This window comes from Mesorhizobium sp. M7A.F.Ca.ET.027.02.1.1, assembly GCF_004022985.1.
Lineage (GTDB): Bacteria > Pseudomonadota > Alphaproteobacteria > Rhizobiales > Rhizobiaceae > Mesorhizobium.
Map to the genome: position 1 here is coordinate 1 of NZ_RZOL01000199.1, position 11049 is coordinate 11049.

Annotated in this window: 9 protein-coding genes; all 9 read right to left on the reverse strand. The window is 63.0% G+C overall.

Annotation, left to right across the window (positions count from 1 at the left end; genetic code table 11):
* Positions 1-1975 (reverse strand): polyribonucleotide nucleotidyltransferase (gene pnp / locus EN749_RS20915; protein ID WP_128363874.1); only part of this gene is annotated, 1975 nt, incomplete at its 3' end.
* A 278-nt stretch (positions 1976-2253) separates the two neighbouring features.
* On the reverse strand, positions 2254-2565 hold the full coding sequence (gene rpsO, locus EN749_RS20920; RefSeq protein WP_269470859.1) for a 30S ribosomal protein S15: 312 nt from the start codon (positions 2563-2565) through the stop codon (positions 2254-2256).
* Between the two features lie 140 nt (positions 2566-2705).
* Positions 2706-3800 carry a magnesium/cobalt transporter CorA gene (gene corA / locus EN749_RS20925; RefSeq protein WP_128363875.1) on the reverse strand — a complete coding sequence of 365 codons (1095 nt, stop codon included), beginning with the start codon at positions 3798-3800 and terminating at the stop codon, positions 2706-2708.
* Positions 3801-3844: 44 nt separating this feature from the next.
* A complete protein-coding gene (truB, locus tag EN749_RS20930; RefSeq protein ID WP_128363876.1) occupies positions 3845-4858 on the reverse strand; it encodes a tRNA pseudouridine(55) synthase TruB in 1014 nt (337 codons plus the stop codon).
* Positions 4858-5298, reverse strand: coding sequence for a 30S ribosome-binding factor RbfA (rbfA, locus tag EN749_RS20935; RefSeq protein WP_128363877.1), 441 nt, complete (start codon positions 5296-5298; stop codon positions 4858-4860). The genes truB and rbfA overlap by 1 nt, the downstream gene beginning before the upstream one ends.
* A gap of 125 nt (positions 5299-5423) precedes the next feature.
* Complete coding sequence (gene infB, locus EN749_RS20940) at positions 5424-7994, reverse strand: translation initiation factor IF-2 (RefSeq protein ID WP_127294040.1); 2571 nt, start codon at positions 7992-7994, stop codon at positions 5424-5426.
* Complete coding sequence (locus tag EN749_RS20945) at positions 7991-8641, reverse strand: RNA-binding protein (protein WP_128363878.1); 651 nt, start codon at positions 8639-8641, stop codon at positions 7991-7993. The genes infB and EN749_RS20945 overlap by 4 nt, the downstream gene beginning before the upstream one ends.
* Positions 8642-8679: 38 nt before the next feature.
* Positions 8680-10275 carry a transcription termination factor NusA gene (gene nusA, locus EN749_RS20950; RefSeq protein ID WP_013527896.1) on the reverse strand — a complete coding sequence of 532 codons (1596 nt, stop codon included), beginning with the start codon at positions 10273-10275 and terminating at the stop codon, positions 8680-8682.
* A 49-nt stretch (positions 10276-10324) separates the two neighbouring features.
* On the reverse strand, positions 10325-10969 hold the full coding sequence (gene rimP / locus EN749_RS20955) for a ribosome maturation factor RimP (protein WP_127270712.1): 645 nt from the start codon (positions 10967-10969) through the stop codon (positions 10325-10327).
* Between the last annotated feature and the right edge of the window lie 80 nt (positions 10970-11049).

Genomic DNA, 11049 nt, shown 5'->3' on the forward strand with positions numbered 1-11049 from the left:
CATTGGCGAGTTGCGAGATGTGGACGAGACCGTCGCGCGGGCCGAAGAAGTTGACGAAGGCGCCGAAGTCGGCCGTCTTGACGACCGTGCCTTCGTAGATCTCGCCGACTTCCGGCTCAGCGACGATGGTGTGGATCCACTTCTTCGCCGCCTCGATCTCCTTGGCGTTGGACGAAGCGATCTTGACCGTGCCGTCGTCCTCGATGTTGATCTTGGCGCCGGTCTTTTCGACGATCTCGCGGATCACCTTGCCGCCCGAGCCGATCACGTCACGGATCTTGTCGGTCGGGATGTGCATCACTTCGATGCGCGGTGCGAACTCACCCAGTTCCGAACGCGCGCCGGTCAGAGCATGCGCCATTTCGCCGAGGATGTGCTGGCGGCCATCCTTGGCCTGGTCCAGCGCGATCTTCATGATCTCCTCGGTGATGCCTTCGATCTTGATATCCATCTGCAGCGAGGTGATGCCGTTCGCGGTGCCGGCGACCTTGAAGTCCATGTCGCCGAGGTGATCCTCATCACCAAGGATGTCGGACAGAACGGCGAAACGCTCGCCTTCCTTGATCAGGCCCATGGCGATACCGGCGACCGGCTTTGCCAGCGGCACGCCGGCATCCATCAGCGCCAGCGAGGTGCCGCAGACGGTGGCCATCGACGACGAACCGTTGGACTCGGTGATCTCCGAGACGACGCGCAGAGTGTAGGGGAACTGGTCGGCACTCGGCAGCATCGGGCGAATGGCGCGCCAGGCGAGCTTGCCATGGCCGATTTCGCGGCGGCCCGGCGAACCCATGCGGCCGGTCTCTCCGACGGAGTAGGGAGGGAAGTTGTAGTGAAGAAGGAACTTCTCCTTGTACATGCCGGTCAGCGAATCGACATACTGCTCGTCCTCGCCGGTGCCGAGCGTGGCAACGACCAGCGCCTGGGTCTCGCCGCGGGTGAACAGCGCCGAACCGTGGGTGCGTGGCAGGACGCCGACTTCAGAGACGATCTTGCGGACTGTCTTCAGGTCACGGCCATCGATGCGCGAACCGGTGTCGAGGATGTTCCAGCGCACGACCTTGGCCTGGAGTTCCTTGAATACCGAACCGATCTGCTCGGAGGTGTACTTGGCATCTTCGCCTTCGGCCGGGGCAAACGCTGCCTTGACCTTCGCCTTGACGGCATCGACGGCGGCGTAACGCTTCTGCTTGTCGACGTTCTTGTAGGCATTGCTGAGTTCGTCACCGACGATCTTCAGCATCTCGGCTTCAAGGGCGGAATAATCCGGCGCGGTGAAGTCGCGCGGCTCCTTGGCGGCGACTTCGGCCAGCTTGATGATGGCGTCGATGACCGGCTGGAAGCCCTTGTGGCCGAACATGACGGCGCCGAGCATCAGCTCTTCGCCCAATTCCTTGGCCTCGGACTCAACCATCAGCACGGCGTCGGTGGTGCCGGCGACGATCAGGTCGAGCTTCGATTCCTGCATCTCGTCGACATGCGGGTTGAGCACGTATTCGCCGTTGATATAGCCGACGCGGGCGCCGCCGATCGGGCCCATGAAGGGCACGCCCGAGAGCGTCAGGGCAGCCGAGGTGGCCACGATCGACAGGATGTCGGGATCGTTCTCGAGGTCATGCTGGACGACGGTGACGACGATCTGCGTGTCGTTCTTGTAGCCGGAGGCGAAGAGCGGGCGGATCGGGCGGTCGATGAGGCGGGAAACCAGCGTTTCCTTCTCGCTCGGACGGCCTTCACGCTTGAAATAGCCACCCGGGATCTTGCCGGCGGCGTAGGTCTTTTCCTGGTAGTTGACGGTCAGCGGGAAGAAATCGAGGCCGGGCTTCGGCTCCTTCATCGAAACAACGGTGGCGAGAACCTTGGTCTCGCCGTAGGTGGCGAGCACCGCGCCGTCAGCCTGGCGTGCGATCTTGCCGGTTTCGAGGATGAGCGGACGGCCGCCCCATTCGATTTCCACTTTGTGGTGATTGAACATGTCTTGTCCTTAATATGAGGAAAGGGCCGCGCCGTTTCACGGTGCGCGGATGCCCTTTCCCTGGCTTCCTTTCTCGGGCAGCCACGGGCAAGACAACGGGAAGCTCGGGTAATTTCGGCGCGGCGAGCGCGCGCGAGCGTCCTGCAATCCTGCCCCATGACCGTCCATGGGCGGTTTCGAGTGCCCTCTGCACGATCGAAACCGGGTCTGGCCAGTCGATGCGACTGGCAGAATGCGCGACCGGCGGGCTCTCCTTCGAAAGCCCGCCGGTCAATTCGTCAACGGCGCAGACCGAGCTTCTCGATCAACGTCTGGTAGCGCGCGTCGTCCTTGCGCTTGAGATAATCAAGCAGGCTGCGGCGCTGAGAGACGAGAGCAAGCAGACCACGGCGGGAATGGTTATCCTTCTTGTGGTCCTTGAAATGGTCGGTCAGGTTCTTGATGCGCTCGGAAAGGATGGCCACCTGGACTTCCGGAGACCCGGTATCGCCCTTGGCGGTTGCGAATTCACCCATCAATTCCTGTTTGCGCTCGGCAGTAATCGACATCGTGTTTTTCCTTATCTGTTTGAGGAAACGGGTCGCCCTCAGCCGGGATGTCGTCCAGCAGGGGCCGGTGCAAGCAAAGCGTCACAGCGCTATGCTGCGGCGCATATAGTGCAATTCCCCGGAAAACACCAGCCCAATTCACCAGCCGGCTTTTCAGGCCCAAAATGGCAGGTTTATCCTTGTCAAAGCCATTTCTTCCATTTGAAGAAGGCGATCAGCCCGAACGCGACAAGCGCCATGAACAGCAGCGACAAGGGATAGCCATAATAGGCCTTCAGTTCCGGCATGTTCCAGGGCGAAGACTCCGGGTCGAAATTCATGCCCCAGATGCCGACCAGGAAGGTGAGCGGCATGAAGATGACCGATACGATGGTGAGATAGCTGATGACGTCGTTGGTGCGCGCCTGGCTCAGCGACAGGTGCATCTCGATCAGGCCGGTCAGCATGTCGCGCTGGGTTTCGATCAGTTCGATCAGCCGCAGCGCATGGTCGAGCGTGTCGTTGAGGAAGATCTTGGTCTCGGCCTTCACGTAGGGCACGTCGTTGCGGATCAGCGTCGCCAGCGCATCGCGCATCGGCCAAAGCACGCCTTTCAGCACGTTGGCGTCGCGCCGCAATTCATGCAGTTGCCGCATCTGATGCTTGTGCGGCGAATGCAGCATCTCGTCCTCGATGCTGTCGACCGTGTCGCCGGCGGCCTCGATCGGCGGAAAGTAGCTGTCGACGATGGCGTCGATCAGCGCATAGGCGAGGTAATCGGCACCGCGGGCGCGCAGCCGGTTGGGCGCCGAACTTTCGATGCGCTTGCGCACCGGATCGAACGGATCGCCTTCCCGCTCCTGGAAGGTGACGACGAAGTTGCTGCCGAAGAAGACGGCGATCTGCTCATAGCGATGCGAGGTGACGTCGTCGATCATCCTGACGACGACGAAGGCATGGTCCTCGAAGAAGTCGACCTTCGGCCGCTGGCCGGTGTTGACGACGTCCTCCAGCGCCAGCGGATGCAGGCTGAAAATGCGGCCGATCTCCTCGATCAGCGGGATGTTGGCGAGGCCGGTGCAGTCGAGCCAGAGGACCGGCCATTTGTCGCAATGGGTGTTGAGGTCGTCGATGCTGGCATTTTCGATGGTCTTGAATTTTTCGGGCGAGATCAGCGTCAGCCTGAGTTCGCTGCGACGCGCCGAGGGGTCGGCGATCAGCGTGCCCGGCGACGCACCGACTGGCGGCCGCCGCGTCTTCACCGGCGCACGCGTCTTCACGGTCTCAGTCTTTGCCATATGCCCCTCGTGCGAGTCCTCGCCTTGACATTAGACGACAGGAGTCACCCGGCAAAGACCCGCTTGGGCTTGAACATGCCTTGCTCGATGGCACCGATGGCGACCAGCTTGCCGCGCGCCGTGGCGCAGGCTTCCTCGGCTTCCACCGGTGCATCGCGGCCGCGGATGATGACTGGGTTGCCAAGGCGGATCTTGGTCGCCGCATCGTCGCTGATGGCGATCTGCGGCAGGCAATCGAGGGCAGCCGATGTGTCGACCAGGAGCGCATCGATGGCGTCGAAATCGATTGGCACTTCCACCTTGTCGGCAGCCTCGGCCGTATCGGCGGCTTCTGTCGTGTCGGCGATATCAGCCGCGTCGGCGCTGTCTTCCTCCTGCACACCGAAACGGGCGGCTTCCAGTTCGGCGATGGTGACGAAGTCTTCCGAGGTGAACGGCTCGACCTCGACCCGGCGCAATTCGGAGATATGGCCGAAACAGCCCATGTCGCGGCCCATGTCGCGGGCAAGCGAGCGCACATAGGTGCCCTTGCCGCATTCGACCTCGAAAACAGTATGGTCGGCGCTGTGTTCGACAATGTCCAGACGGCCGATCTCGATCTCTCGCGCGGGTATGTCGACCGTCGCGCCGTCGCGGGCCAGATCATAGGCGCGCTCGCCCGCGATCTTGATGGCCGAGAATTGCGGCGGCGTCTGCATGATGACGCCGGTGTATTTCGGCAGCAGGGCGAGCACCTCGGCTTCCGACGGACGCAGATCGGACTCCTTCGTCACCGGACCTTCGAGGTCATCGGTGGAGCGCTCCTGCCCCCATGCGACGGTGAAGCGATAGATCTTGGCGCCGTCCTGCACGTAGGGAACGGTCTTGGTGGCCTCGCCAAGCGCGATCGGCAGCATGCCGGACGCCAGCGGGTCGAGCGTGCCGGCATGGCCGGCCTTTTCGGCCTGGAACAGCCATTTGATCTTGGAGACGGCTTCGGTCGAGCCCATGCCGACCGGCTTGTCCAGGATCAGCCAGCCCGAGATCGGCCGGCCCTTCTTCTTGCCGCGGCGCGCCACTATTCGGTGTCCTTGTTGTCGTCTTTGTCCTGGTGCGCGTTTTGCTGGTCCTCAGGATCCAGATCGCGCGCCACTTCCGGCGATTTCAAGAGGTCGTTGATCCTGGCGAAATTGTCGAAGGAGGTGTCGAGCTTGAAGCGAAACTCCGGCATGAATTTCATCTGCCGCAGCGCGCCGGAGACACGGCCACGGATGAATTTCGCATGCTTGTTCAGCGCCTCGACCACCGCATCGGTATCCTTGGCGCCGAGTGGCGAAACGAAAGCGGTAGCGACCTTCAAATCGGGCGACATGCGCACTTCCGAGACCGACACCACGGTGTTCTCGATCAGCGGATCGATGATCTCGCCGCGCTGCAGGGTTTCGGACAGCGCATGGCGCACCTGTTCGGCGACGCGCAGCATGCGCTGGGATGGGCTGGATGTGGTTGGACGGGGCATTTTTCTCTATCCTGAAGCGTGAGGCGCGGGATGGGACCGTGCCGCATGTCTCATATGGGTCGTTCTCAATAGACCTCGGGCGGCGGCCTTTCGGCCACCGCCCGGTATGGACAAGTCACTCGAACTCAGAGTGTCCGGGTCACCATCTCGACGCGGAAGCACTCGATGACGTCGCCGACGCGCATGTCCTCGTAGTTTTGGAAGGCCATGCCGCACTCCTGGCCGCCGGGGACTTCCGAAACTTCGTCCTTGAAGCGCTTCAGGGTCTTCAACGTCCCTTCGTGGATGACGACGTTGTCACGGATCAGGCGCACACCCGCGCCACGCTCGACCTTGCCTTCGGTGACACGGCAGCCGGCGATCTTGCCGACCTTGGTGATGTCGAAGATCTCGAGGATCTGCGCGTTGCCGATGAAGGTCTCGCGACGCTCCGGCGACAGCAGGCCCGACAGAGCCGCCTTCACGTCATCCACGAGGTTGTAGATGATCGAGTAGTAGCGGATCTCGATGCCAGCCGCCGCTGCGGCGGCACGCGCCTGGACGTTGGCGCGGACGTTGAAGCCGATGATCGCGGCACCCGAAGTCTCCGCCAGCGACACGTCGCTTTCGGTGATGGCGCCGGCGCCGGCATGGACGATGCGCGCACGCACTTCGTCGGTGCCGAGTTTGTCGAGTGCGGCGTTGATCGCCTCGATCGAGCCCTGCACGTCGCCCTTGATGACCAGCGGGAATTCCTTCAGCCCGCTTGTCTGCAATTGCGACATCATCTGCTCAAGCGAACCGCGCTGGCCGGCATGCTTGGCAACCGCCTTCTCGCGCGCCAGCCGCTGGCGGTATTCGGTGATCTCGCGGGCACGGGCCTCGTTGTTGACCACGGCGAAGCGATCGCCGGCCTGCGGGGTGCCCTGCAAGCCAAGCACTTCCACCGGCATCGCCGGCGGCGCTTCCTTGATCTGCACGCCACGATCGTTGACCAGCGCACGCACCCGGCCCCATTCGTTGCCGGCAACAAGGATGTCGCCCGGCATCAGCGTGCCGGTCTGCACCAGCACGGTCGCGACGGGGCCACGGCCCTTGTCGAGCTGGGCTTCGATGACGACACCCTCGGCGGTACGATCCGGATTGGCCTTCAGGTCGAGAATTTCGGCCTGCAGCAGGATCGCCTCGAGCAGCTTGTCGAGATTGGTGCCCTTGGTCGCCGACACTTCGACGTCCAGAACTTCACCGCCCATGGATTCGACGAAAACCTCGTGGCGCAGCAGTTCGGAGCGCACTTTCTGCGGATCGGCATCATGCTTGTCGATCTTGTTGATCGCCACGATGATCGGAACGCCGGCCGCCTTGGCATGGCTGATCGATTCGATCGTCTGCGGCATGACGCTGTCGTCGGCGGCAACCACCAGGATGGCAATGTCGGTCGCCTGGGCGCCACGAGCACGCATCGCCGTGAAGGCGGCGTGGCCGGGCGTGTCGATGAAGGTGATCTTGTGACCGTTCTTCTCGACCTGGTAGGCGCCGATATGCTGGGTGATGCCGCCGGCTTCGCCGGAGACGACATTGGCGTTGCGGATCGCGTCGAGCAGCGAGGTCTTGCCATGATCGACGTGACCCATGATCGTCACGACCGGCGGACGCGAAACCAGGTCCTCGGCATTGTCGGCGATGTTGAACAGGCCTTCCTCGATGTCGGACTCGGCGACGCGGCGGACCGTGTGGCCGAATTCGGTAGCAACCAGCTCGGCCGTGTCGGCATCGATGACGTCGCCCGGCTTCAGGATCTGGCCCTGCTTCATGAAGAACTTGACCAGGTCGACCGCGCGCTCGGACATGCGTTGCGCCAGTTCCTGGATGGTAATGGTCTCTGGCAGGATCACTTCGCGCATGACTTTCTCGCGCGGCTCATTGTGCATCGCGCGCTTGAATTTTTCCTGGCGGCGACGCATCGACGACAGCGAACGGGCTCGCGCGTCTTCGTCGGACAATGCTGAATTCAGCGTCAGCTTGCCGCGGCGGCGGTCTTCCTCGGCCTTGGTCGGCTTGGCCGGACGCGCCACTTCGGGCGTGACCGGACGGCGCACCGGTGCGCCGGCACCAACACGCTTCGGCTTGGCCACTTCCTCGTCATCGACCGTTGCCAGTTCGGCAGCCAATGGCGCGCGTCGACGGGCCTCTTCCTCAGCCCGACGGCGGGATTCGGCCTCGGTCTGCAACCGCGCCTCTTCCTCGGCCTGGCGGCGTGCGGATTCATCGCGTTCGCGCTTGCGGCGCTCTTCGTCCTCGGCGCGACGCTTGGCATCCTCGGCGGCGCGCTGGCGGTCCTCGACCTCGCGAACCTTCGAGCCCTCGAGCGCCCTGCGGCGTGCTTCCATTTCACTGCGCGAAAGCTCGTTCAGCACCATGCCGCTACGTTCGACCGGGGCCGGTGGCGGTGGTGGCGCCTTCGGTGCTTCCGGCACGACGACGGGTGCGGCCACGACCGCCGGCTTCGGTGTGAAGACCGGGGCGGCAACAGGCTCCGGCTTGTCGCCGGGCATCGAGAACTTGCGCTTCTTGGTTTCGACGACGACCTGCTTGGTGCGGCCGTGCGAGAAGTTCTGGCGCACAGTGCCCTGCTCCATACCGGGGCGCTTCAGCGTCAAGGTCTTCTTCGGCGTCACACTCAGCGTATTGTCGTCACCCGATTTCGTATCGCTCATTCCATATCCTCTGCGGCATCATCTTCGTCAGCAACAGCCGCAAGCATTGCCAGATCGTCCGGGGAACCGCCCCGATACCGGTCGAGCGCAACCATGCGCTTCTGGACCGCCCTGCCCGCGTCTCCCGCGAGAACGGCAGCATGTATCACATTTGTACCCCCCAATGCCAAGCTCAACTCGGCCTCGGAGAAAAGTTTGTAGGCAAGGGTGGCGGGCCCGCCGAGATGGACTGTCGCCCGTCGCGCCTGGCTGATCTTGCGCACGCCGTCATCGGACGCCTCGGTCGCGTGGAGCACGAAAAGCGCCAATCCGCCGCGAACAGCACTTTCGACCTTGGTAGCACCAAGCGAAATTGCGCCTGCCTTACGGGCAAGACCAAGCATGCCCAGAGCGTGCCTGGAAAGCAGCCCGTCGATCATGCCGCCAAGATCGGGCGGCACGACCACCTGTGCCTTGAAGGCGCGGGCAAAGAGGTTCTTCGCCGCAGCCTTGTCGATATGTAGGCGGTCGGCGCTCACCCAGCAACCGCGGCCGCGCAGATTTCTCTTGATGTCGGGAACGACGGCCGAATCCGGGCCGACGACGAACCGGATCAGATCATCCGGTTCGGCTTGTTTGCGCGTAACGATGCAGGTGCGATCGTTCATCTCGTCCAGGGGCGGGTTCGGTGCGATGCGGTTTCACCTCACGCACCAACGGCTTCGTCAGCCGAGACTTCTTCGGCTGCAAGCTCGTCTTCGGTGATCCAGCCGGCCTTGAGGCGGGCGGCCAGAACCATCTGTTCGGCGTCCGCGCGGGTCACGCCATGATTGGCCAGCACGCCCGGATAGACCTTTGTCTCGCCGTCCTTGCGTTCCTTCCAGCCGGTCAGGTCGTCGGCGGCATAGCCGGCGAAATCCTCGATCGTCTTCACGCCGTCCTCGCCAAGCGTCACCATCATGGCGGTGGTGACGCCGGGGATTTCGCGCAACTCGTCCGAAACACCGAGCGCCTTGCGCTTGTCATCGTGCTCGGCCTCGATCTTCTCCAGATATTCGCGGGCGCGGGTCTGGATTTCCGAAGCGGTGTCCTCGTCGAAACCGTCGATCGAGGCGATCTCGCCGGAATCGACATACGCGACTTCCTCGACGCTGGTGAAGCCTTCGGAGGCCAGCACCTGGCCGACCATCTCGTCGACGTCGAGGGCTTCCATGAACAGCGACGAACGCTCTACGAATTCCTTCTGGCGACGCTCGGATTCTTCGGCCTCGGTGAGGATGTCGATATCCCAACCGGTCAGCTGCGAAGCGAGACGCACGTTCTGGCCGCGGCGGCCGATGGCCAGCGACAGCTGGTCGTCGGGAACCACGACTTCGATGCGCTCGGCATCCTCGTCGAGCACGACCTTGGCGACTTCCGCCGGCTGCAGCGCGTTGACGATGAAGGACGCCGCAGAAGGCGACCACGGAATGATGTCGATCTTCTCGCCCTGCAATTCGCCCACGACGGCCTGGACGCGGCTGCCGCGCATGCCGACGCAGGCGCCGACCGGATCGATCGAGCTGTCGCGCGAGATGACGGCGATCTTGGCGCGCGAACCTGGGTCGCGGGCGACCGATTTGATCTCGATGATGCCGTCATAGATTTCCGGCACTTCCATGGTGAACAGCTTGGCCATGAACTGCGGATGGGTACGCGACAGGAAGATCTGCGGGCCGCGCTGCTCGCGGCGCACATCGTAGACATAGGCGCGGACGCGGTCGCCATATTTGTAGTTCTCGCGCGGGATCAGCTCATCGCGACGGATGATCGCTTCGCCGCGGCCGAGATCGACGATGACGTTGCCGTATTCGACGCGCTTGACGGTACCGTTGACGATCTCGCCGATGCGGTCCTTGTACTCGTCATACTGGCGGTCGCGTTCGGCCTCGCGGACCTTCTGCACGATGACCTGCTTGGCCGACTGGGCAGCGATGCGGCCGAAATCCATGGGCGGCAGCTGTTCGGCGATGAAGTCGCCGAGCTGGGCGTCGGGATTGCGCTCGCGAGCCGAGGAAATGGCGATCTGCGTGGCGTAGTCATCGACCTTCTCGACCACTTCCATCAGCCGCTGCAGCTTCATCTCACCGGTGTTCGGGTTGATGTCGGCGCGGATGTTGGTCTCCTGACCGTAACGCGAGCGCGCCGCCTTCTGGATCGCATCGGCCATGGCGGCGATGACGATCGACTTGTCGATCGACTTTTCACGCGCGACCGCGTCGGCGATCTGCAGCAATTCAAGTCTGTTGGCGCTTACAACCATCGTTTTTCTCCGGAGCTTGTTTGCCGGGCCTTTGCGCCCGGCAGCTCAATCATAGTTCCTGTTCGTGGTCTTCCGTGGCGTCCGCTTCCGCACCCGACTCGTCGTCGTCCGGTTCGCCGCGGCGCTTCTTGGCTTCCTTGCGCGCCCTGTTGTCCTTCGACAGGGCATCGCGGATGAGATCGTCGGTCAGGATCAGGCGCACGTCGGCAATCGCATCGTAGGGGACACGCACCGTCGGCTCCTCGCCATAGGCTGCCTTGTCGCGCTCGATCAGCACATCGTCTTCGCCGGCTTCGGCGATCTTGCCCTTGAAGCGCTTGCGGTCGGCGACGACCATCGATGTTTCCATCTTCACCAGATGACCCGTCCAGGTCGTGAAATCCGATTTACGGACCAGTGGCCGGTCGATGCCGGGCGACGAGACTTCGAGGTGATAGGCCTTTTCGATCGGATCATCGACGTCGAGCGCCGGCGACACAGCGCGGCTGACCTCTTCGCAATCTTCGACGGTCATGGTGCCGTCCTCGCGTTCGGCCATGATCTGCAGCGTCAGCCCGTTCTGGCCCGACAGATGCACCCGCACGAGGCGGAAGCCGATGCCGCGCAGAACCGGCTGGACGATCAGCGCGATGCGCGCATCGATGCCGCTTTCGCGGATGATGCGATCGTCGCCCTCGCTTGCCGTTGCAGTCATTGAAGCCCTGTCGTTCTCTACCAAGTTATCGGCAGGTAATAAAAAAGAGCGGGACCGGGTGGACCCACTCTTCGTCATAC

What these genes read in the sequence shown, in the direction of transcription:
- EN749_RS20945 (WP_128363878.1), bottom strand. Translation starts at nt 8,641, where the DNA reads ATGAACGATCGCACCTGCATCGTTACGCGCAAACAAGCCGAACCGGAT.
- rbfA (WP_128363877.1), bottom strand. Translation starts at nt 5,298, where the DNA reads ATGCCCCGTCCAACCACATCCAGCCCATCCCAGCGCATGCTGCGCGTC.
- rimP (WP_127270712.1), bottom strand. Translation starts at nt 10,969, where the DNA reads ATGACTGCAACGGCAAGCGAGGGCGACGATCGCATCATCCGCGAAAGC.
- nusA (WP_013527896.1), bottom strand. Translation starts at nt 10,275, where the DNA reads ATGGTTGTAAGCGCCAACAGACTTGAATTGCTGCAGATCGCCGACGCG.
- corA (WP_128363875.1), bottom strand. Translation starts at nt 3,800, where the DNA reads ATGGCAAAGACTGAGACCGTGAAGACGCGTGCGCCGGTGAAGACGCGG.
- infB (WP_127294040.1), bottom strand. Translation starts at nt 7,994, where the DNA reads ATGAGCGATACGAAATCGGGTGACGACAATACGCTGAGTGTGACGCCG.